Annotated in this window: 20 protein-coding genes; 9 read left to right on the top strand and 11 right to left on the bottom strand. The window is 67.6% G+C overall.

Going from position 1 to position 22389, the window contains the following annotated elements; translation table 11 throughout:
• Positions 1–236: 236 nt before the first annotated feature.
• A complete protein-coding gene (locus ACL02T_RS12975; protein WP_412830930.1) occupies positions 237–533 on the bottom strand; it encodes a hypothetical protein in 297 nt (98 codons plus the stop codon).
• Between the two features lie 118 nt (positions 534–651).
• Between ACL02T_RS12975 and ACL02T_RS12970 the strand changes: the two genes are divergently transcribed.
• A complete protein-coding gene (locus tag ACL02T_RS12970) occupies positions 652–843 on the top strand; it encodes a MerR family DNA-binding transcriptional regulator (protein ID WP_412830929.1) in 192 nt (63 codons plus the stop codon).
• Between the two features lie 828 nt (positions 844–1671).
• Here the strand turns inward: ACL02T_RS12970 and ACL02T_RS12965 are convergent.
• The 7 genes from ACL02T_RS12965 to ACL02T_RS12935 all read right to left on the bottom strand — a co-directional run bounded on the left by ACL02T_RS12965 (position 1672) and on the right by ACL02T_RS12935 (position 8957).
• Positions 1672–1989, bottom strand: coding sequence for a hypothetical protein (locus tag ACL02T_RS12965; RefSeq protein WP_412830928.1), 318 nt, complete (start codon positions 1987–1989; stop codon positions 1672–1674).
• A 139-nt stretch (positions 1990–2128) separates the two neighbouring features.
• Complete coding sequence (locus ACL02T_RS12960) at positions 2129–2368, bottom strand: GatB/YqeY domain-containing protein (protein ID WP_412830927.1); 240 nt, start codon at positions 2366–2368, stop codon at positions 2129–2131.
• Between the two features lie 486 nt (positions 2369–2854).
• On the bottom strand, positions 2855–3223 hold the full coding sequence (locus ACL02T_RS12955; RefSeq protein ID WP_412830926.1) for a hypothetical protein: 369 nt from the start codon (positions 3221–3223) through the stop codon (positions 2855–2857).
• 998 nt (positions 3224–4221) lie between these two features.
• Positions 4222–5157, bottom strand: a complete 936-nt coding sequence (locus ACL02T_RS12950; RefSeq protein WP_412830925.1) for a hypothetical protein — start codon at positions 5155–5157, stop codon at positions 4222–4224.
• Between the two features lie 11 nt (positions 5158–5168).
• Positions 5169–5375: a hypothetical protein gene (locus tag ACL02T_RS12945; RefSeq protein WP_412830924.1), complete on the bottom strand. Its 207-nt coding sequence runs from the start codon at positions 5373–5375 to the stop codon at positions 5169–5171.
• 1458 nt (positions 5376–6833) lie between these two features.
• Positions 6834–8033 (bottom strand): helix-turn-helix domain-containing protein, encoded by a 1200-nt coding sequence (locus ACL02T_RS12940; protein ID WP_412830923.1) that lies wholly within the window; start codon positions 8031–8033, stop codon positions 6834–6836.
• Positions 8034–8555: 522 nt separating this feature from the next.
• Positions 8556–8957 carry a hypothetical protein gene (locus tag ACL02T_RS12935; protein WP_412830922.1) on the bottom strand — a complete coding sequence of 134 codons (402 nt, stop codon included), beginning with the start codon at positions 8955–8957 and terminating at the stop codon, positions 8556–8558.
• Positions 8958–9501: 544 nt separating this feature from the next.
• Here ACL02T_RS12935 and ACL02T_RS12930 point away from each other — a divergent pair.
• On the top strand, positions 9502–10338 hold the full coding sequence (locus ACL02T_RS12930; protein ID WP_412830921.1) for a DUF6602 domain-containing protein: 837 nt from the start codon (positions 9502–9504) through the stop codon (positions 10336–10338).
• Here ACL02T_RS12930 and ACL02T_RS12925 read toward each other — a convergent pair.
• Together ACL02T_RS12925 and ACL02T_RS12920 are read right to left on the bottom strand one after the other, a co-directional pair.
• Positions 10333–11268, bottom strand: coding sequence for a tyrosine-type recombinase/integrase (locus ACL02T_RS12925; RefSeq protein ID WP_412830920.1), 936 nt, complete (start codon positions 11266–11268; stop codon positions 10333–10335). The two genes, ACL02T_RS12930 and ACL02T_RS12925, sit on opposite strands and share 6 nt — an antisense overlap.
• Positions 11269–11485: 217 nt before the next feature.
• On the bottom strand, positions 11486–12421 hold the full coding sequence (locus tag ACL02T_RS12920; RefSeq protein WP_412830919.1) for a cyclase family protein: 936 nt from the start codon (positions 12419–12421) through the stop codon (positions 11486–11488).
• A 350-nt stretch (positions 12422–12771) separates the two neighbouring features.
• Here ACL02T_RS12920 and ACL02T_RS12915 point away from each other — a divergent pair, with 350 nt between their 5' ends.
• Positions 12772–13122, top strand: coding sequence for a hypothetical protein (locus ACL02T_RS12915; protein WP_412830918.1), 351 nt, complete (start codon positions 12772–12774; stop codon positions 13120–13122).
• Positions 13119–13358, top strand: a complete 240-nt coding sequence (locus tag ACL02T_RS12910; protein ID WP_412830917.1) for a DUF6186 family protein — start codon at positions 13119–13121, stop codon at positions 13356–13358. The genes ACL02T_RS12915 and ACL02T_RS12910 overlap by 4 nt, the downstream gene beginning before the upstream one ends.
• 106 nt (positions 13359–13464) lie before the next feature.
• Here ACL02T_RS12910 and ACL02T_RS12905 read toward each other — a convergent pair whose 3' ends face one another.
• Positions 13465–14715: a glycosyltransferase gene (locus tag ACL02T_RS12905; RefSeq protein ID WP_412830916.1), complete on the bottom strand. Its 1251-nt coding sequence runs from the start codon at positions 14713–14715 to the stop codon at positions 13465–13467.
• 248 nt (positions 14716–14963) lie between these two features.
• Here ACL02T_RS12905 and ACL02T_RS12900 point away from each other — a divergent pair, with 248 nt between their 5' ends.
• The 5 genes from ACL02T_RS12900 (at position 14964) to ACL02T_RS12880 (ending at position 22366) form a co-directional block, all read left to right on the top strand.
• Complete coding sequence (locus ACL02T_RS12900; RefSeq protein WP_412830915.1) at positions 14964–18107, top strand: hybrid sensor histidine kinase/response regulator; 3144 nt, start codon at positions 14964–14966, stop codon at positions 18105–18107.
• A complete protein-coding gene (locus tag ACL02T_RS12895) occupies positions 18104–18826 on the top strand; it encodes a response regulator (protein ID WP_412830914.1) in 723 nt (240 codons plus the stop codon). Before ACL02T_RS12900 ends, ACL02T_RS12895 begins: the two co-directional genes overlap by 4 nt.
• Positions 18823–19575: a MinD/ParA family ATP-binding protein gene (locus ACL02T_RS12890; RefSeq protein WP_412830913.1), complete on the top strand. Its 753-nt coding sequence runs from the start codon at positions 18823–18825 to the stop codon at positions 19573–19575. Before ACL02T_RS12895 ends, ACL02T_RS12890 begins: the two co-directional genes overlap by 4 nt.
• A 1-nt stretch (position 19576) precedes the next feature.
• A complete protein-coding gene (locus ACL02T_RS12885) occupies positions 19577–21493 on the top strand; it encodes a patatin-like phospholipase family protein (RefSeq protein WP_412830912.1) in 1917 nt (638 codons plus the stop codon).
• A gap of 213 nt (positions 21494–21706) precedes the next feature.
• Entirely contained in the window at positions 21707–22366 is a 660-nt protein-coding gene (locus ACL02T_RS12880; protein ID WP_412830911.1) for a hypothetical protein, read from the top strand.
• The last annotated feature ends 23 nt before the right edge of the window (positions 22367–22389 follow it).

The following is a 22389-nucleotide window of genomic DNA, read 5'->3' as shown; positions in this document are numbered from 1 at the left end:
TTGTTGTCGGCTGTTAGTGGCGCGTTATGGCTAGGGGAAGCTATTCCCGGCCGTGTTCCTTCGCGGAACACTCGGCGCATACGGTCGGAACCTCAGGCTCCGGAGGAGCCGACCACACGATGAACCGGCGGCACTCAGAGCACCTAATCCCTACAGCACCCGGGAACGGTGGTCCTGCGGCCTCGTCGTGATACCGGGCAATCAGGCGGTTACGTGCCGCTCTAACGGTTCGATGCTTACCGGCCACGTGCGTACACCCGGTGTTCGTGCTCAGTCTCGACAGTGACCGACGATCGGGGTAGACCGTTTCGCTCGGCGAGCAGGTACGCACCTTCTCGGTACGACCTCGCCCTACCGATCACTTCGCCCTCGGACTCCACGACGTAGACGTCCCGGCGACCGGTGGCGCCGTACTTGTCCAGGACGATCTCTCCGCCGAAATCCAGCTCATCGCACGTCACGAGCGCCCGACCCGGCCTCACGACGTCCACGAGGACGAGGACCCACATCGGGACCTGAACCGGCAACCTCACCGCGCGACCTCCTAAGTCGGGCAACTCCCACAACACCCACACCGTATCACGGACTCCCACAACTCCCACAAGTCCCAACTTCTACGGCATCGCGGTCGACGTGTGCGACCATGCGGACATGCCCGATGACCAGCCGCTAATCCGGACCGCAGAGGCGGCGCGTGCGTTGGGCGTCTCCTCGGAGACGTTGCGTCGGTGGTCCCGTGCAGGACGTGTGAAGCCCGCTCGGCGCACCCTCGGCGGGCAAGACCGGTGGGACCTCGAAGACCTGAAACGTCAGGTGGACGCGTTAGCCGACGAGCACGGCTAGTTGTTGCGAACCGCTAAACCGTGCTGGTGAGCTCACACGGCCGGCGTGGGGTGATCTTGTGAGAAGGCCACAACACCGGGGCTCCGCCCCGAGCCCCGGCCTCTGCTCCCGGGTGGCTCCGCTACCCGCCCGCTTCCGGCCCACAAGGGCTACACGACCACACCAGGGTCCGCACGGTTGGCATGTCGGGCGCGGCTCCGCTCGTCGGTGCGGACCCTGCCGCGCCCGTGTAGGGCTTACGCCGCCGAAAGCGACCGGGTAGCTCACCTGAGATGGGAGGGGACCCCCGGGTTCCCGAGCCGCTTCCCACAACCGAGACACGGAGCCCCCTCCGCAGCGGCCGACCTTAGGGGGTCACAAACCGGGTGACACGGACGGGTCGTCCAAGCATGATCCAGAACGCGGGACGGTTGGCTTCGCCTCCCGTGGGCACGCCCCGGTTACCCCTGGGGCGTGTTCTTTCATGGTGGGCGAGGCGTCAACCCACACGCATGGTCAGCCCCCTGCGTCCCCCCGGACGCCATGACCAGGGTCATCACGCCCCGCCCGGACAAGAGGTTACAACACTCAGACGTGCTGTAACCCGCCCAACCGGACTACTCGCCGGTACCGGTTGACGGAGTGGATCACGTAGGCGACCCTGGCAACCGCAGCGGTCCCCCTTCGCTGTCGGCACGCCCCGCCTACCCCCCCGGTCGGGGCGTGCCGTTCAAACCCGAGTTGACGGCCAGTAGCCGTGGACACGCTCACGCGAACCCTTGTGCCGCCGCGAGCGGTGCCGAAGGGGAAACCCGCCGACCGACGGGAACCACCTCATCTACCGATGAGCTAGCTAGCCTTCTCCTCGTAGGGCTTAATGCCCAGTGGCTTAGCCGAACCCACCAGAGACAGACCCGCAGCCTCCAGCACCTTCGTAACCGTCACGATCGCCTGGACGGCCTCGATGTCATCCTCGGTGACGACCGCAACGCAAAAGTCGATCGACGAGACGGGACCGACTGCGTCATGCACTTCCGCCGGATGCTCGGCGGGATCCCTCCGTACCGCAGCCGTCCGATAAGCGGCAAGCGCCCGCCGGTAGACCTCATGCGGGGTTTTGCCGTCTTCAACGGCGATGGTGAAACTGACGAACGTCTTCTGAGACACGGGAACCCTGTCCGGACCGATCAGCGGCCCTAGGAAGCGAACACGAAGCGTTTGCCACGATGGTCGGACGGTAGCCCGATCAGGAAGGCATCCCCGCCACAAACCACTCAACGTTCGCCAATGTGCGCTTTGGGAGCGCTCAGCGCGCCCCGAACGGGTGTCGAGTCAAGCTGAACGTCGTAGGCAGGGGATAGCCGGAGAGGTTGGCTAGGGACTGCCAGTCCAGCCCCAGGCGGTCCTTCGCAGCCCTGAGCAAGCGGGGCATCCGGTCCGGCCCTACGGCTTCAAGGTCCGCGACCACGCCGTCAACGGCCCGCCGCAGCTCCTCGTCGGACAGCTCAGCAGGGTCCCGGAGTCTCAACCTCAGCAAGTCGCCCACGACGGGAGCCTAGCGCTCCCGGAGGTCCCAGACGGGACGATGTGCAGGGGACCCACGGTGAGCCCCCTTCTCCGAGTGCTGACCATCGCAACGGTCCAGGACGAGGATCATCCGGGGCAACCCGGTCGCATCCCGGCTCATCGGATACCAACACCGCTGGTTCAGCCATTCCAGGAACTCCTGATCCGGCTCCTCGCCGTCGAGAAACACGGTATCACCGAACTGTCTCAACGAGCCATCCGATCCTCGGGGAGAGTGGTCGCAACGGCGAGGAAGTCAGCCAAGGTCGACCCTAACGCTTCCATAATCGCAGGAGCGGCCGAACCCACGAGGGTCTGTAGCTCCCGGGCATACGCAGACCACGACTCGTATGCCTGATACTGCCTGTGTGTGCGAGACGCCGACGGGTCGATTTGGATCACGGGGCTCAGAAGCCCACGAGGCAGATCGGCCAGAACGTCGTCGCTCTTCCCGTTCCGCTTAATCCTAGTCGCCATTCTTCTCCCAACGCAGATTAGCTAGCCGTCGGAAATATTCGGCCTGCTGTTCGGCCTTCTGGTTTGCCCTGACCTCGTCGTCAGGGAGCCCTAGTTGCTTCATATACCGGGCGTAAGACTCCCCGGCCACGCGGATTTCAGCAATTAGCGGGTTGATGACTTTTTGCTTCATGCTGCCGGAGACGACGTGTTCGGGATTTGCTGCGAATACGGCCCTCAGCTCAGAGATTGTGTCGAGCTGCCGACAGGCAAGCTCTAGCGTTCGATATTCGTCCGGCCTCAGGACTAGGGTCGGGTCACTTAGTACCTCATCCCACAATGAAGCCCCAGCCGCGCCTAGATCAGCGGGCTTTTCCATTACAATAACCTTCCTGGAATACAAAAATGGCCCAGAGAACGTCTCTGGGCTGAAAAACAGGGTCTCGCACGCAAGTCGATCGACGGCTCAGCTATACGCACCGATCGAGGGTTCCCCAGGGGAGGGAATCCCCCCTGGGGGTCGCACCTCGACTCTATCCGATTCGTCCACGCCAACGCAACAGATGATCCCATGGTTTCTACGTGTCCATCCCAGCACATCAAAGGAATGATTGATTTGATTCGTTCCTCAGGATGTGGACAAGGCAGGCACTACACGAATCTCATTACCCACACGTGCACCACCCCACTATGTAGTAGCTACCTCGTCACCGGTAACACTCATCTACTCGGACCACATAACCCGCGTCCGTACACCGGCAGCGCTCGTGTACCCCATACCTACGCACTCCCCGTAATCCAAGCGTGTAGCAATCACACGGAAGACGAGAATACAGATTGCACGACATAATGCCTAAGAATACAGGGGCTATCATCGAGAATCCTGAGGCAGCAATCACGTCTTGAATGATCTGTTTGATGCCTTGGTGTGACCACTACTTGGCTTGGGCCTTTCGACCTCGAAGCTTGATGTAGCTTGACTGCTCCGCCCTGAGATCATTGACGGCCTCATAGACATCCGCGAGCAATAAGAGTTCTCGACGCGCTATTGCCCTAATATCTGGTGACGAGTCGGTGGCACGCCGACGCGTGTTGGCCCACTTCTTTTCCAGATCCAAACAAATGAACCCGCAGTAGTCGCCGGTCCTTCTGTTCGGTCCCAAGGATACCCAGCCTGGGCACCCGTCCCGCTTACACGGTTTGTATCCGTCCATCCTCTAGCACCTCTATTCAGCCCTCAGATCGCCGTGAGTAGCCGTCTCAGGGTTCCCAAGGGTAAAGACACCGGGGACGTCTTCGCGGCTATCTGAGACGATCTCAGGGCTTGTTTTCAGACCACCGGCGACGCGTACAGGTCGCCGAGTAGATCATTACGCCTCATCGAAACAGACCCATCCCGAAATCCTGCGAAGCAGCCCAGTAGGTCTGACGCCGGTCATCCCAATCATCCGTGGACTCAGGGAGCATGAGAGGAACACCGGACCGCAACGTAACCGGGTACAGCCCGAACGGCAGATCCGTCGATACTGCACCCTTCCGAGCCGAGTCGGTGAGGTGGAAAAACTCGGACACATCACCGGACCCGATATCACCAGCGATCGTCACCGTGTAACCGCCGTCAACCGCGTCCGCTCCACGAGGCTTTAGACCCGGAAGGCCAAACGCGAGGAGGATATCGGCGATCTTGTTCATCTCCTCGGCGGAATTCCGGGCACGGTGCCAATCCTTTACGCCGTTACCCGACTGATCCAACACGGCAGCGTCGGCGATAGAACCGCAATCCTTCACGGTTTCGTACGCCTCAACGAACACGCGCGCCTCTGTATCGAACCGATCAGAGAGACTCGGGAGCACATCGTCCACACAGGCACCGAACGCGGCGATTACCTCGTCCGCCGCCTGGGCGACGAGGAGGTCCTTAGCCCGCTTCGTAGCGTCCTGACGGGCTAGAGTGTCGGCATACGTGTCCAGGGCATCTACGGCCTCGGTAGCCGTGAGACCCGCGATCCGTGGCGCCGGGGCGTCAACACGAACACTGGAGACAGCGCGGTACACCTCAAGAGCGTCGGTGACGGTACGCGGCCTCTCGATGCCGTAGGTGTCCAACAGCGCTAGAGCACGCTCCCGATCCTTGATAGCGGTCAAGGTCTGAACCGTCAGACCACCGAACACAGACGGGACGGCGTTTCGAGCGTTCTCGCGTCGATAAGCCGGATCAAGCTCAGGGACATGCATGACATCGCGACCGGTGATCGGGTCACGGGAAACACTGAGGCCGGTAGAAGGGTCAACGTGCGAGGGAATAAGGTTCATTCTAGATCCTATCAGCGGTCAAACGGGGTAATCTCGGTGTTCCAACCGAGCTGATCAAAAACGAGGGCTACAAAATCGCCCTCAGGGTTGTCGGGCTCGGCGACCTTGTCAGTAATAACACGAGGTGTTGCCGGGTTGACGTCCACCTCGTTGTTGTTAAGCAGTATCGAACGGATCTGGTCGATAAGGGTTCCGTTGGGATCGATAATGTCACTCAATGTTGTCTCCGTTCTTCGTGGATTGATCGGCACCGGCCCACTCCCGGGAACCGATGGTTGAGATTGCGGGTGCCTTACCGTGACACCCCTGGCATACCGGCTTCACAGTGCTGAATCCCGATTGGTGTCCCCAGGCGGCTTGACAGGCGCACCGGTCGCAATACCCGGCGGCTTCGTACTTCTCTACGTTCCGGTCCCATCGCTGAGCCTGGCGGAGCGTCTCGTTCTGCATTTCATTCCTGTTCTTCCTCTCTATGTTGTTCTTAGGTACTTCTAGTCCCGGGATGCTGGTACGGCTGTCAGAATCCATCTCAGCCCCGGGAATCGGTGTTCTACACGTCGGTTGTGGCTAGAAGGCCGGATAGCCACACGAGTAGATCCCGTTGCTCCTGAATCGGGAGCAACAGCACCATCACGGCGACCTCATCGAACCGTGGTAACACGCCCGGGGATTGCTTACGCGGCATCCGGCTCGGTGCCGCTGTTCCTCAGTGCCTCCTGAGAAACCCCCGAAACCCGAGCGATCCGGGCTAGAGCTGCCTCGCGAGGGGTCGACACTCCGTCGCGCCATCGGTCGTAAGTCTGAGGTGAGCAACCGAGACGGCGGCAACGCTCATTCTTCGTGCCAGGGAGGCTGTCGAGAGCCTTCCGGATTCCGGCCGCCAGAGTGGCCTTATCAATGTCCATGCTTATCCTTCCTGTGGTGGTTGTGGTGGTACTTCATCTGGGCATAAAGAAACCCCGGACGAGGTGCCTCACAACTCGTCCGGGGCATCGCTATTGCGATCAGCGCTGGGATGGCGTGCGCTGTTCTAGTCTTTCCTTCCCCGAGGTCTAGATGTAACTATCTACAATATTGCTGGTCAGGGTTCTTCTGCGAGATACTCGGCGGCTTGGTTCCGTGCCGTCGGCGTTGCGGTGATGTCACGGTTCACGATGTCCTGAGCAACCCAATACGGCTCACCGGGCGGTAGTTCCTCGGGAACGAACCGCTGAACCTCCGGCCGCCGCTTACCATCGGTCTGCCCTGTCCGACATCTCCGGGCGCCACGACGCTTCGAGGTCGCCGCTGCGGACTCCCGGCACTCATTTGAGCAGTACCGTGGCCAGCTCCCCCACGGCATCGCTGGTCGACGCTCCACGCGGAACCATCTCTGGCAGCCCTGACACTCCCCGACATACACCGCCAGATCCTCGCCGTAGCGGTCCACAGCCCCGTACTTCGTACGCCACCGCCAGTGTTCCGTCTTCGACCGCTTACGGAGCACACGTCCCCGCTCACGGCGTTCACCAGGCGTCTCGTCCGTGACCTTCCGCCTCCCTTTGTTGTACGCACGAAGATCCGGCTTCTCGACCAGCTCCGGGGCGGACGTGACGGCACGCGATCCGCTAGCGTTCCGTCGAGATTTCGGGAGCATTGATATGCGCTTATCGCTCGATGAGTCCACGTATTACCCTTCAGGCGATATCGGCAAACGGGTCGGGTACTGCAGTTCTACGAAAGACCGGGCTGTAATCGTCAGCGAACGGATCAAACGTGGGCACGGTATCAATCCCTGAGCCATGCTCTTCGCAGAACGGATCTTGGCAAGTAGGCGAAACGCACACCCAACCGAGCTCCCTCGGGTCCTGATTTACGCCATCAATCTGCCCGGAGTCCGGGGCTAGGGCACCTTGTTTCTGCCGCTTGATCTCTGCGAAGCACTCGCGTTGTCGGGCGTACTTCTCCGATTGGCGGTCATGCCAATCGAATGTCCCGTACGCCTTTGCGATCTCGTCCAGGTCCTCGGGGAGAAGGTCGTTCTGTACGTACTTCGCAGGTCTACCCTCACACTTCCGAAACAGACCGTGATCAACGAGCCGGGTTAGGTTCCGCTCCACGGTCTTACGGTTCAGTCCGAGGACCTTCGCGGCCTCGGTTGCAGTGACCGGGGTGTCCGGATCTAGCTCGAAGTAGAGACGTCCTGCGATCGACCCGAGGGCACCGTTAAGGAACGCCGGATGCTTGGGTTCAATGGACAAAGTGGGACAAGTAAGTCTTTCCCCCCTAGTAGCATTACTTGTCTCAGTATGTCCATTCGTCCACCCGACGTTAAGCCGGTAGACGGTGCCGCCCGTGTCACCTACGCCGTGATCTGCTAGTAGCCCTAGGTCCGTGAGCCTCCCAAGCGAACGGTTCGCCGTGGAGTGGCTTACGCCTGCCAGAGTCGAGACAAACCGCGTGGTCAGAAGCGGTGTATACGCTCCGAGTTCATGGCAGTACTCCACAACAGCAAGAGAGACGGTCCTGTCGGTAGCGTGCCCCCTACCGGGAAACCGGAACGCCCGTAGGGTCTCGTGAAGATCTACCAGACGTTCCCGGAGATCCTGTTTCGATCCGATCGGAGGTTGCCACGCCTCCTCCACAGCCGCCCAGGCTTTGCCTAGACGCTGGTGAAGCCGCTCTGAACGATCCCGCCCGTTCTCGGAAGCAAGGATGTCTGCGAAATCCGATCCGAGGACCAGGGTAACAAAATCGTCCTCTGTAAGCTCGGCGTTCATACAATAAGTTGCAATAGAGCAGACCGTGGCCCACTCGGAATATTTCGAATCCTCTAAATCGAGGTAGGCCCGAGCCTTAGCAGGAAGTTGTGCTCTTAATTCGGCTAGCCTGGACATGGGTCTCCCTATCAGGGGTATGGGTCGGGTGGATACGGCGACGGCCGTTGTACTTCAAGGCGCACTTTGTGCATACGCCACGTTCGTTCATAAAGACGGCCTTATCATGGCCGTTAACGCATTTTTCCACGTTTCATCCTTTCTCGATAGCGAATGCCCGGCATATACCGGGCTGAATCTGGACATAGCAAAGAACCCTGAGCGATGCTCCGGGTCTATAGATACACTTGGCCTACGGAATGAATTGCGTATCATTTTGAATTGTCATACAACAACCCGAGTCCGGGCATGGGTATTACGGGGGGATTGCCGCGATAAAGTGGGACCGGGCGCTGAGCGTCCACGCGTCCGCACGGTGCGGCTAGAGTCCGGGGAGCCCTTGAACGGTGGCAGGCGCGTCCCACGGAAGTGATCAGCTTACACGCCTCGTCCGGTTGGATCAAGCCCGTGCAGCGTGACGTGCAGCACATACGGTGGACGCGGGCGGCGCTGAGGGCTAGCGGCGTCCAGAGCAGGGGCGGATCAGGCCCCGAGGGGACCGTGGTCCCCGAGGGTTCGCACGCCGATAGGCGATGCTCCCGGCGCGGGGCCGTATTCAGGCTCAGGATCGTCGTCCGGTTCCGGGGCAGGATCAGGCTTAGGGTTGCCCTGTTTACCTGTGAACCGTGCGTAGAGGTCCGCGAACCGTCCCTGGTAATCCGGATTACCAAGCATGTACCTGTGTGCGCGGTCCATCGCACCCACATGTACGTGACTCTTGCCGATCCTCGCCGCTAGCTGCCGCTGAGTCATCCCGTTGGACAGCGCGCGGTGGTACGCCTCCGCCGTCGCCCACCGGTTCGATTCGTAGTCGGCGCTGAGCCGGTCACCCTCACTTTCTAGACGTTTGATCAGTTCAACGTCGTCGTGCTCCCGGTCGGTCACCTAAACCTCGATTTGCCTATCGTTAGCGATATCGAAAATCGCGTATTGTCCCCGAATAGATCCCAGTAGGATTGCCTGAGTCTCTGTGAGGTGCGTGTGCACCTCGGTAACCTCGGTGTGCCCGTATTCGTCGAGACGAGAAAGGACCGGGAGCTATAGAAGCTCCCGGCCCGTGTATCGCGTTAGGATTCCGGATCTGACACGACTATCCGGCCCGTCTGGTACGTAACCGGCGCTTGATGGAGTTCCTGGATAGCACGGGCATCCGCCTCGTCCATAATGCTGCGTAGCCGGTCCTCCGGAATCACGGCATCTGTGGCGCCGGTGATTGCCCGGTAAAGGTTATCACCGAGGGTTCGCCACAAAACGTAACCTGGCCGGACTTCTTCCCCGCGAAGCTTCGCCTCAGCGGCGAGAGCGTAAGCGGCTGTCACGACTTCCTGATAGCGGTCCCGTGTTTGTCCCATGTTGGTAAGACGTTCCGACCGAGAGAAGGTTGCTCTGTTCGCGAGGATTGTCGGTCCTGTCCGCTAGAGTTCGCGGCATGCCAGACAAGAACGTCCTAACAGAGGTCTTCTCCGCTACCGCTCGTGAGATGCGGGCACAGTTCGAGAAGTCGGCCGCGATCGAGCACCGTGGATCCAAGGGGACCGTTCGGGAGGATAAACTCCTCTCGTTCCTGCAGGACTACCTTCCGAAGAACGTTGCGGTCGCCGGGTCTAGCGAAATTATCGCACTCAACGGCGAGAGAAGCGGGCAGATGGATATCGTGATCTACGATCCCGCCGCGCCGCCCCTCTTTCACGAGGAAGGGTATCGCATCCTCCCTGCGGAGTGCGTCTACGCGGTAATCGAGGTGAAGTCCCACCTTAGTTGGGACGAGTTGCGGAAGTCGGCGGAGAATATCGCGAAGGTGAAGAGGCTACCGAAGACGGCTTACCACCCTCAGCCGTTCTCTCGGACGAGGAACATGTACGGGCAGGAGTACATCGGGTATTGTCCGACTGTCGGTTTCGTCTTCGCGTACGACAGCGCCGATCTTCGGGCAATGTCTGACAAGTATATCGGTCAGTTGCTCCATCAACCGGTGAACGAGCGCCTTGACTCCGTCTGGGTGCTCGGCAAGGGTGCATACTCCTGGATGATCGATCCGCAGACGGATATGAAAGCCGTTCCGGCCGCACATCCGGGTGCGTGGCTCGCCATAGGTGACGCGGTCCCGGACGGCGACGTTCTCATTCATATGATGCTGACGCTCGATACGCATTGCGTCAACGCGTACATGCCTCCGTTCGATATGATTCAGTACGCAACTAATGTGGAGATGTTCGACAACGTGAACATTCGTGGGCCGATCCCGTATAAGGGCCCTGCCTCATAGACGATCTCCGAGGGCGGCCCGACGATGTGCCTCCCTCGCCCGCTCATCCGCGCCACTCGCCCCGTAGCGGTCCAACATCTGGCGACTGCGCCACCCACAGAGACGTTGTAAATCTCCCTCGGACCCACCCGAGGCAAGCCAGACGTGGGCGAATCGGTGTCGCAGCATATGGGCGTGCAGGTGGCGTATCCCGGCCCGCTCAGCTCTCCGAGCCAGGATCATCCGGACCGCTCCTGGGGACAGTGGTCCCTGCATACCGAGCCACAGCCGGTCGGTGTAGTCGGCGAGGGTGTGCACCTTCCGATTGCGGAGGTATCTGCGGACGGCTAACGCTGTCCGGTCGCCGAACGGGACGATCCTCGGCCTACGTCCCTTGCCGATCACGTGGACTACGGAACATGTCGTGTCGACATCTCCGACTCGGAGATTCGTAATCTCAGCTCTACGTGCCCCGGTGTCGAGGAACAACCGGATGATCGCTGTATCCCGTCGGTCCTCGAATGACGTTCCCGAACAGACGTCCAGTAGCCTCCGGATCTCCTCATCCGTCGGAAACGGTGTCAGCTTCTCTGGGATTGTGGGAGGCTTAATCCCGATCATTGGGGACGACGGAATTACCTTCTCCACGTCGGCGAGGAACCGGAATAGTTGAGTGAGGCTCCGGTAATGCTGGTTCACGTACCCGGGGGAGACCCGACGCCCGGGAGCGTTCCTGTTCGGCCGATCGGCGAGAACAGCTAGGTACCGCTCGACGTCCCGCCGGGTCACCCGGTCGACATCCGGGTCCCCTAGGAAGCCGACGAGTTCCACGGCGGCGCCCGCGTAGATCTCGACGGTCCGGTCTGACCGACCCGACGCACGGAGGTGTATCCGCCAGTCGGGGAGGTAATCAGACAACCTCTCCGTGCACTCGCCAGACGGGATTCCCACTCGCGTTCTCCCTGGTCAACGCGGGTTTAGCACCGTGAGTCAAGATCACGCCTTGAAAGCGAGAGACACGAGAGTGTCCGGGGGTTCGAATCCCTCCGCTTCCGCCAGGTCAGGGCGTTGATCACGGCTCGCTGAAGATCGTGACCCGCAGCCGGCGCAGGGCTGATCGACTCTCGGACGGCGTGGAGTGCGGCACTGTCGGGCGCGAGCCCCGCGATCAGAAGGTGGCGATCGGGTTGACCGGGCTGCCGGAGGTGCCGGCGAGGCGGACCGGCGCGACTGCGAGGTGGAAGTCCCACTGGCCGAGCTCGGCAGCAGTCGTCGCGCACGCCTCCAGGTCGCAGTTGTCGAGCAGCCACAGACCCATCGCCACGAGGCTCACGGCGTGCACCGGCATCAACACGGCTTCGTACCCCGACGGCTGAACGTCCTGGGGGGTGTCGGCGCCGATCAGTGCGACCTCCCGTTCCTGCAGCCACGGCAGGCAGGACGCGTGCCAGCCGGCCTGGGTGACACCGTCGGCCTCCCCGGCCTCCCCGGCCTCCCCGGCCTCGTGCCGGACGCGGCCACGGCCGGTCCGCAGGAGTACCGCGTCGCCGGAGCGCACCCGCACACCCTGGCGACGCTCGGCCTCCTCGAGATCGTCGGGAAACACACCCTGCCCCGGTTCCAGCCACGGCACATCACGGACCCTCGCGATGTCCAGCAGCACACCACGGGTGAGGATCCCGTCCGCCGCCGCCGTGACGGCCGCCCACGCCGATCCCGTTGCGGCGTCGACCAACGAGTGCGACCGCCCGTTGTACATCGTGCCGTCCCAGAAGAGGTGGCACGGCGAGTCGAGGTGGGTGAGGGTGTTTCCGTGGAACGTGAGGCCGAGCCGCTCGGACGAGAAGCCCCAGCGCCGGTCCGCGTGGAATCGGGCCGGCATGTTCTCGGCACCCGGCATGTCGGCGGCGCACGGGCACGTCGTGGTCGACCGCTCCATGTCTCCCGGTACGGCGACCTCCCAGGCGCACGACACGCTCCTGCCGTGGCGGACGGTCCGCGCCGCCGCCAGCCGGACGTCGTCGGTGATGTGGTTCAGGGTGCCGAGCTCGTCGTCGTCGCCCCACCGCCCCCAGTTCGACAGCGTGTCGAAGTATCCGAGCACGTCGTCCTGGGTGGGTATCGGTCGCCCTGCCGGCATTCCAGCATCGACTCCTCCGGTCACGCGGTTCTCGGCATCGCGGCCCGCTGGACCCGGCACGACACCGGATCAGCGGGCCAGCAGCCGGCAGCGTACGGCGGTGCGGTGGTGTTGCGTGCGAGGTACTGCTGGTGCGGTGACCACGTGACGAAGGGGCCGAGGCGGGCGGGTCCGCGGCTCGGCCGCGCCTGGACCATTCCCGGAACCGGCGGGATCGTGGCGAGGTGCCACCGCGCCGTCGTCCCGCCGACCCCGTGACTCCGTCGTCTGCCGCCGTCTCCAGGAGTGGATCGCGGATCGTCACCCGGGCCGCCGTGCTCGCGGTTGCGGTAGCGGTCGCCGTGCTGGTCTCGCCGATCCCGACCCAGACCTGGCAGGCGACGGCCGTGACCGCGGCGCTCGGCGTCGTCGGGGCTGCGGTCGCCGTATCCGGCCGCCTCGGGCGGGTCGGCGGACGGGGGCGGGTCACGCTCCGGTCGGCGGCCCCGTGGGTCGCGCTGGTCCTCGCCGGCTGCGCGCTGGAGATCGGGGCGCTGGTCCACGGCCACCGGCCGGAGTTCCCCACGATCAGCTACCTGGTGGGGCCGGAGTTCGTCGACCGCACGGTCCGGCTCGTCGGCTACGTCGCTTGGATCTGCGGCGGGTACTGGCTGGTCCGGCGATGACCGGGTGGAACGCGACGGTCGCCGCGTACCTCGCCGTCGTCGCGCTGGCCGGTGTCGTGGAGTTCGTCGGGCGGCGCCCGGACACCGCGACACCGACGTTCGGCGAGCTGGTTTCGGCGGTCGCGAGCACGGTTCCCGGCCGGATCGCGCTGGTGGCGTGCTGGTGGTGGGTGGGTTGGCACTTGCTGGCCCGCAGCAGCGCGGGCGTCGCTCTCGACACCGTCCAGGGGCAGTGACTCGCCCGACGAGGGATCCGGGGCCGCACGCCGACGCCGCGGCGCGGCGGCTCCGAGGTGGATCAGTCGGGCACGACGAACCACGCCCGGCCCGGTGTGTGCCCACTCAGGCCGGGACCAGGCTCTCCAGGATCGCGACGCCGCGGCCCAGGCCGTCCTCGTCGCGGATCGACCGGCCGAGCCGGGCGGCGCACTGCCGGTAGGCCTCGTTCCGGACGAGGTCGGCGAGGCGGCTGGTGAGCCCTTCGGCGAGCCTCCTGGCGGGCAGCGGTGCGGGCCCCGCTCCGACGCCGTGCACCCGCGCACCCCAGAAGGGCTGATCGCCGAGGAACGGGCAGATCAGCGTCGGCCTGCCCGCCCGGAGCCCGGCTGCCGTCGAGCCGGCCCCGCCGTGGTGGACCACGGCGGCGACCCGGTCGAACAGCCACTCGTGCGGCACGGCGTCGACGACCAGCACGTCGTCCGACGGCGCCGTCCCCGCCGTCAGGCCGCCCCAGCCGGTCGCGACGACCCCCCGCAGGCGGTTGGCCTCGAGTGCGCGGAGCACGGCGTCGCGTCGTTCGTCGGCGCCCTTCCCGAAACCCATCGAGCCGAAGCCGACGTAGACCGGCGGCTCGCCCGCCGACAGGAAGTCGGCGAGTCGTCGCCCGGGTCGCCAGGCGGGGTCGTGCGGAAGGAACCAGTACCCCGTGACGTGGGCCGACGGCGGGAAGTCGGCGGGCACGGGGACCACGTGCCGGCTGTACGGGTACAGCACGGGGACCCGGGAGCCGTCCGGGTTCCGGAGAGGGTCGCCGAGCCTGCCGACCGGCGTCAGCCCGATCCGCCGCCGGAAGTCGTTGATCATCCCGCCGTACAGGACCGTCGCCGCTCGGGTGAACGCGTACGACGCCCGGTTGCCCCGGCCGCCGAACGACCTGCCGCCCAGGAACGGAATCGGGAAGGCTCGCGTCGGCGTGAAGAAGGGCAGCGGGACGGACAGCACCCCGGGCACCCCGAGTGCCTCCGCGATGTGGGGGCCGGCCAGGCACTTGGGGTGGTACACGACGAGATCGGGTCGAGCGGCCCGCGCCGCGGCCCACTGCTCGTCGATGTGGTCGCGCATCGCCTCCCGGAGGATGCCGAACGTCCTCAGCGAGTCGCGCGGCCCACCGAGTTCGGGCATGACCTCCTGCAGCATCGTGAGCAGGCGCGAGCCCGCCGGGTGCATCCCGACGCCCACGCCGTCGGCCAGGTCGCGGAACCCCTCCGGGACCGCGAGCGTCACCTCGTGCCCGCGCTCCCGCAGCGCGCCGCCGAACGCGGCGTAGGGCCGGACGTCGCCGAGCGTGCCGAAAGTGGTGACGAGGATGCGCACGGGACCGCCTCTCGGTTCACCCGGGCGCGGCCCGGGACAGGACGAGGACAGCCGACCAGGCTTCCCGGCACACCGGTGATCAGCATACGCAGGCGCGGGCCCCGATCGACCGTTCCGACCTGATGCCGTCCGCGAGCGACCGGGCGAGGGCTCGGCCGCGGTCGGACGTGCCGTCGTGCACCGTATGGTGTAGTCCGCTCACCGACATACGGGTGACGGGCGCGCGGGGTCCTGCTTTCATCGTCCTCATGACGAGGCGCCGGTCGGACGTGGTGGCGTCCCTCGGCGCCGCGGAGTTCGAGACCGTCGAGACCGCGGAGCTCGCGCGCCTGGTCCGGGCCGAGCGGATCATGGTGCGGGTGCGCTGGGGCGGCGTGGCGTTCGCCCTGGTCCAGGTCCTCACGTACTACCTGCCCTACCCACCCGGCCTGCTCGAGGCGGCGCTGGGCCTGACCGTGCTGCTCGCCCTCGGCAACGTCGCGTTGTGGCGGGCCATCCCGTCGATGACGACGCTGCGCCGCGCCCGGCGGATCAGCGTGCTCGCGCTGCTGCTCAACGGGACCGTCTTCGTCGGCCTGGTGGCGGTCTACACGTTCGACACCGAGACCGCGATCTGGGCGGTGCTCTACGTGTTGCCGATGGAGGCGGCGATCCGCTTCCAGCTCCGCGGCGCGATGCTCACGATCGGCGTCCTGACCGTCGTCTACACGATCCGCGAGGCCGTGGGCGCGGCCGTCTACGGGAATCCACTCCTCGTCGTGTCGATCACCTACCGGATGGGGATCGGCTGCATCATCGCGAGCGTCGCGGGCGCCATCGCGCAGAGCGTCACCCAGGACCGTCGCCAGCTCGCCGTCCTGGGCCGGGTCGCCCGGACCGTCGCGTCCGCGCCGACGCTGCGCTCCGTGCTCGAACGGTCGGCCGACGACACCGCCGACCTGTTCCGCGTTCCCGCCGTCGCGGTCGCCCTGGTCGACCCGGAGGACGGCCGGCTGCGGGTGCAGGCCGAGCACGGCGGGCGCCCGGGGTTCGCCCGGGGCACGGAGATCCCGCGGCACGGCGACGGTCCCGTGGCCCTCGCCGTCGCGAGCCGGCGGGCCGTGTGGGCCCCTCCGGGCTCGTCGAACGGGCTCCTGCGCCGGCTGCTGGGCCGCGGGCGGGTCGCGGGCGGTCTCGTCGCGGCCCCGTTGCTGGCGCGGGACGAGCTCGTCGGCGTCGTCCTCCTCGACACCGGCGAGCAGAACCGCCGCTTCTCCGCGGCCGAGCTGGCGCTGGCCGAGACGGTGGCCGGCCAGCTGGCCGGCGCGATCACCGGAGCCCGGCTGTTCGAGCAGGCGCAGGCCGCCCGGGCCGCCGCCGATGCCGCGAACGAGGCCAAGAGCGCCTTCCTGGCGAACATGAGCCACGAGATCCGCACCCCGATGAACGCCGTCATCGGCATGACGGAGCTGCTCTCGGCGACCAGCCTCACCGAGGAGCAGCGGGACTACACCGGGGTCGTCGCGCAGAGCGCCGACGGGCTGCTCACCGTCATCAACGACGTCCTGGACTTCTCGAAGATCGAGGCCGGCAAGCTGGAGCTCGACCGCGAACCGTTCGACCCGCGCGAGGTGATCGAGGACGCGCTCGGCCTGCTCGCCCCGCGCGCCGCGGCGAAGGGTCTCGAGCTCGTGGCGGCCGTCGACGGTGCGCCGCCCTCCACGGTGCTCGGTGATCCGGTCCGGCTGCGCCAGATCCTGGTGAACCTGGTCGGCAACGCGGTCAAGTTCACCGAGCGCGGCGAGGTCGTCGTGACGCTCTCGGCGTCGCCCGCGGACGACCGGTGGAGGCTGCGCATCGCCGTGGCCGACACCGGCATCGGCATCCCGGAGGAGCAGGTCTCCCGGCTGTTCCGCTCCTTCAGCCAGGTGGACGAGTCGGCCACCCGCCGCCACGGCGGCACCGGTCTCGGCCTCGTGATCAGCCGTCGGCTCGCCGAGCTGATGGGCGGCACCGTCGAGGTCACGAGCGAGCCGGGACGGGGGTCGGTGTTCACCGTGACGCTGGTCGGCGAGGCCGCGAGCCCGCCGGACCGGCCCGCCGCCGGGGACCGGCCGGGACGGTTGAGCGGGCGGACCGCACTGATCGTCGACGACAACGCCGCGAACCGGCGGATCCTGGCGGCGCACTGCCTCGCGTGGGGGATGAGCGCGCACACGGCCGCCTCGCCGGAGGAGGCGTTGGCGTGGGTCCGCACGGGCGGGGAGACCGACGTCGTCGTCACCGACCTGCTCATGCCCGGCCTCGACGGTGCCCGGCTGGCCGCCGAGATCGCCGGCCTGCGGCGGATCCCGACGGTGTGCCTGTCGTCGCTCGGTGCCACCCGCGACCCGGAGGCGCCCGTCGACGCCTGGCTGACCAAGCCCGTCCGACGCGCCCAGCTCGAACGGACCCTCGTGCGGCTGCTCGGCGCACCCCCGCCCGGGAGCGCACCCGCCGAGGCGTCCCCTCCCGCGCCGCCGGCCGAGGATCTCCGCGTGCTGCTCGCCGACGACAACCCGGTCGGCCGCCGCGTCGGGCTGCTCCTGCTCGAGCGGCTGGGCCATCGCGCGGACACCGCCGCGACCGGCCTGGAGGTGCTGGCGGCGCTGGAGCAGCGCGAGTACGACGTCGTCCTGCTCGACGTCCAGATGCCCGAGCTCGACGGGCTGGAGACCGCCCGGCGGATCAGCTCCGCCCGCCCGGCCGGGGGGCGGCCGTGGCTCGTCGCGCTGACCGCGAACGCGATGGCGGGCGCTCGCGAGGAGTGCCTCGCCGCGGGCATGGACGACTACGTCACCAAACCCGTCCGCCTCGCCGACCTCGCCGACGCGCTGGCCCGCCGGCCGGGTCCCGAGCCGGCCGGTCCCACGCACCCGCCGCGACCCGCCCCGGCGGCGCCGCTGCTCGAGCGCGCCGTGCTCGACGGGCTGATCGCGTCGTTCGGGGAGGAGGGACCGGGGCTGGTCGCGGAGCTGGTCGGGGAGTTCGCGGCGAACGCCCCGCTGCTGGTGTCCGAGCTGCACGACGGGCTGGCCGCGGGGGATCCCACGCGGGTGCGCCGGGCGGCGCACACGCTCAAGTCCAACACCGCGATGTTCGGCGCGAGCGACCTGTCGGCCCGCTGCGCGGCGCTCGAGGAGCGTGCCACGGGCGGCGACCTCGAGGGCGCGGCCCCGCGGATCGAGGAGATCACCGCCGCGCTCGCGCCGATGCTCGACGAGCTGCGCGGCACCGTCGATCCCCGCGGACCGCGCGAGGGCGCGGAGCACGGTTCCCGGGAGCACGGCACGGAGGAGCACGGCACGGGTGAGCACGGGGTGGGGGAGCACGGGGTGGAGCACATGGGGGAGCACAGGGTGGGCAACACGTGAGCGAGCGGGGGACCGGGACGGTCCTGGTGGTCGACGACGACCCGACCAACAGGCTGCTGCTGCGCCGCGGCCTCGAACGCGAGGGACTCCGGGTCGAGACCGCCGCCGACGGGGTCGAGGCGCTGGAGCGGCTCGCCCGGCCGGGGATCGACCTCGTCCTCCTGGACCTGCTGATGCCACGGCTGGACGGGCACGGCGTGCTCGCCCGGATGCGCGCCGACGCCCAGCTCCGTCACCTGCCCGTCATCGTCGTGTCCGGGGCGGACGAGACGGCCGAGGCGGTGCGCTGCATCGAACTCGGGGCCGAGGACTTCCTGCCCAAGCCGTTCGACCCGGTCCTGCTGCGCGCCCGCATCGGCGCCGGGCTGTCCCGCAAGTGGCTGCGCGACGTCGAACAGGACTACCTCGAGCAGGTCGGGCTGGTGGTCCGCGCGGCCGGCGAGGTGGAGGCGGGGCGGTTCGAGCCCACCTCGCTGGACGCCGTCGCCGCCCGGGGCGACGCACTCGGCGGACTGGCCCAAACCTTCCAGACGATGGCGCGCGAGGTCCGCGCCCGCGAACAGCGGCTGGAACGCCAGGTCGGCGCGCTGCGCATCGAGATCGACCAGGCCCGCGCCGCACGCCGGGTCGCCGAGATCACCGAGACCGACTACTTCGCCGACCTGCAGCGCAAGGCCGCGAGCCTGCGCTCGGGGGAGCGCGGGACGGAGAGCACGTGAGCCGGATCGTCTCCATCCACTCGTTCCGCGGCGGCACCGGCAAGTCCAACACCACGGCCAACGTCGCCGCGCTGCTCGCGGCGGAGGGGCGCAGGGTCGGGGTCGTCGACACCGACATCCTCTCGCCGGGCATCCACGTCCTGTTCGGGCTCGACCAGGACGACGTCGGGCACAGCCTGAACAGCTATCTCTGGGGCCGGTGCACGATGCCGGAGGCGGCCTACGAGGTCACTCCGCCCGGGCTCGACGGCGACGGCCGGATCTGGCTGGTGCCCTCCAGCGTCGCGGCCCAGGACATCGCGCGGGTCATGCACGACGGCTACGACGTCGGGCGCCTCGGTGACGGCTTCCGCGGCCTGATCGACGCACTGGGCCTGGACGTGCTGATCCTCGACACCCATCCGGGGCTCAACGAGGAGACCCTGCTCGCGATCGCGATGTCGGACGCGCTCGCGATCGTCCTGCGGCCCGACCACCAGGACTACGAGGGCACGCAGGTCACCGTGGCCGTGGCCCGCAAGCTGGCCGTGCCGACGATGGTGCTCGTCGTCAACAAGACCCCCGCGGTGTTCGACGAGGACGAGGTCCGCGAACGGGTCGAGAAGGCCTACGACTGCCGGGTCGCGACCGTCGTGCCGCACTCGGACGAGCTGATGGCCCTGTCCAGCGGTGGTGTGTTCGCCGTGGACCACCCCGACCATCCGGTGACCGGTCGCTACCGCGGCCTCGCCGCCGAGCTGATGGCCTGACATGGATCCGGAGACCTCCGGTGCCGGGTTCTTCGACCGGCAGGACATCGTCGCCGGGCGCGGCCGCGGCCGCCGCCGGCGCACGATGCTCTTCCTCGTCGAGAGCTTCACCGACCCCGACGGGCCCGACTCCGGTGCGGCGCTCGACTTCCTGGCCTCGACCGAGGTGTTCGGTGGTCTCGATCGCGACGCGCTGCGGGGCCTGCTCGCCCACCTCGAGCCGGTGCACGTCGACGCCGGCGACGACATCGAGGCCGGGCCGGCGCTGCTGCTGGTGGGGCACGGCCGCATCGAGGTCCTGAGCACCGCGGGCACCCGGGCCGAACGGGGCCCCGGCCAGGTCGTCGACGCCGCGGCCCTGCTCGGCGGCCGCGCGGAGGGCACCCGGGTCCGCGCCCTCCGCGACTCCCTGCTGCTCGCCCTGTCCGCGACCGCCTTCGAGACGGTCGCGCACCGTCACCCCGCCGCACTGCTCGGGCTGTGCCGCCAGCTCGTGCGGCTCTCCTCCCGGCCGGGACCACCGCCCCCCGACATCCGGTCGGCCGGCACCGTCGCGGTCCTCGCCGCCGGTCGCGATCCGGTCCCCGCCGACTTCGTGCCCACGCTCGTCGAGGCACTGGCCCGGCACGGCACGGTCGCCGTCCTGTCCCGGGACCGGCTCGACGACGTCCTCGGCCGGGGCGCCGCCGACATCGAGCCGCCCGACCCGCGCAACGGCTCGGTCGTCGCCCGGCTGCAGCAGGCGGAGCAGCGGCACCGGTTCGTCGTCTACGTGGCCGACCCGCACGCGAGCGCGTGGACCGGCCGCTGTCTGCGGCAGGCCGACCGAGTGCTGCTGGTCGGCCGAGCCGGTACCGACCCCGCCCGGGGCGCCGCGGCCGCCGGGCTCGCCGACCGGCCCGCCGACCTCGTCCTCGTCCATCCGCCGGGGACCGCGCAGCCCGTGGGGACCGCCCGCTGGCTCGCGGGCCGGCGGATCGCGGTCCACCACCACGTCCGGGCCGGTCGTGCGGCCGACTTCGAGCGGCTGGCCCGCCACGTCGCCGGGGTGGCGCGCGGGCTGGTGCTGGGCGGCGGGGGGATGCGGGGTTTCGCGCACCTCGGCGTGATGAAGGCGCTCGACGATCTCGGGATCGGCATCGACGCCGTCGCCGGGACCAGCATCGGTGCGATCATGGCCGGGCTGCGGGCCGCCGAGCTGGATCACGACGCCCGGCTGGAGACCTCCGTGGCCGCGATGGTCCGGCAGGGATCGATGGTCCCCGCGACGCTGCCGCTGGTCTCGTACTCCTCGGGCCGCAAGGTCACCCGCCTGCTCCGTGAGGTGCCCGCCTTCGGGCAGGAGATCGAGGACCTGTGGCTCCCGTTCTTCTGCATCTCCGCCTCGCTCCGCGACGCCCGGGAGGTCGTGCACGACCGTGGCCCGGCGTGGCGGGCGATCCGGGCCAGCATCTCCCTCCCCGGCATCTACCCGCCCGTGCCCGATCGCGGCGACCTCCTCGTCGACGGCGGCGTGCTCAACAACGTCCCGGTCGACGTCATGCGGAGCCGGCTGCGCGCCGGGCGGCTCGTCGCCGTGGACCTCGCGCCCGAGGAGGCGCCGGGGCCGCCGGCGGTGTTCGGGGAGACCCTGTCGGGGTGGCGGGTGCTCGCGGCGCGCGTGCGGCGGGGCCGGGCGCCGCTGCACGCGCCCCCGCTGCCCGACGTGCTGATCCGCGGGCTCATGCTCGCCGGCTCCCGCGGCGACCGCACCCGCCTCGCCGCCAGTCCCGGGACGGTGCTGCTGCGGCCGCCCGTCGGTGCCGGTTCGATGCTCGACTTCAAGGCCGGCCCGGCCCTGGTCGAGCCGGCCTACCGGTACAGCCGCGAGGTGCTCGCGAGATCGGATCTGCTCGGCTCGGCCCCGCCACCGCCCTGATCCGGGGCTCCGTCGCTCGACGACGAGGTCCTCGAGTACGGCGCTCGAGCTGGTCGGTCACCGCGAACCCGCCGGCACGGGACGCGCGGAACCCACCCCGCGCGACACCCGTGGCACCGGCGTGGCCGGCACGCGGCTGCGGCACGCAGGGCCGCTGCCTCTCCTCCCCGTGGGGTGATCCCGCGGCCGTCGGCGAGGGCTGCACTGGCACCCATGACGGCGGGATCCGGCGGGCGTCGCGTACTCACCCTGGGACGCGCGACGGCCGCGGCCTTCGCGATCGGGTCCGTCGGCTTCGTCCTCGGGCCCTTCCCCGGCTACCTCCAGCTCGTGGGCCCGCAGGCCGACGCGATCACCTTCTTCGTCGCCTCGCTGTTCTTCACCACGGGCGGGACGCTGCAGACCCTGTCGGCGGCCCCGGGGCGCGAGGAGCCGGGCGCGGGCCGTGCGGCGTGGTGGACGGCGTCGATCCAACTGGTGGGCACGCTGTCGTTCAACGTCACGACCTTCCGCGCCCTCCTCGTGACCCTCGACGACCCCCTGTACGACCGGCTGGTCTGGCGTCCGGACGCGGTGGGCTCGATCTGCTTCCTCGTCTCCGGGGCCATCGCCTACCGTGCCTCCGCCCGCCGCGGCCTGCTGCCGGTGCGGACGGGGAGCGGCTGGTGGCAGCCGGGGGTCAACCTGCTCGGTTGCGTCCTGTTCGGGATCGCGGCGGTCGCCGGCTACGTCGTGCCCGCCACGGGCTCGATGCTGGACCTGGCCGCGGTGAACTGGACGACGGCGGCCGGCGCGTTCTGCTTCCTGGCCTGTGCGGTCGGGGGGCTCGCCGCCGCGCACCCGGCGGGATCACGGCCGGCGCCGGCGCCCTGACCGCCGGCCGCCCCGAGAACGGC

The organism is Pseudonocardia oceanicola (assembly GCF_047200735.1).
Classification (GTDB): Bacteria; Actinomycetota; Actinomycetes; order Mycobacteriales; family Pseudonocardiaceae; genus Pseudonocardia.
Note: the sequence above shows the minus strand (reverse complement) of the source record. Positions and strands in the feature narration are given on the sequence as shown.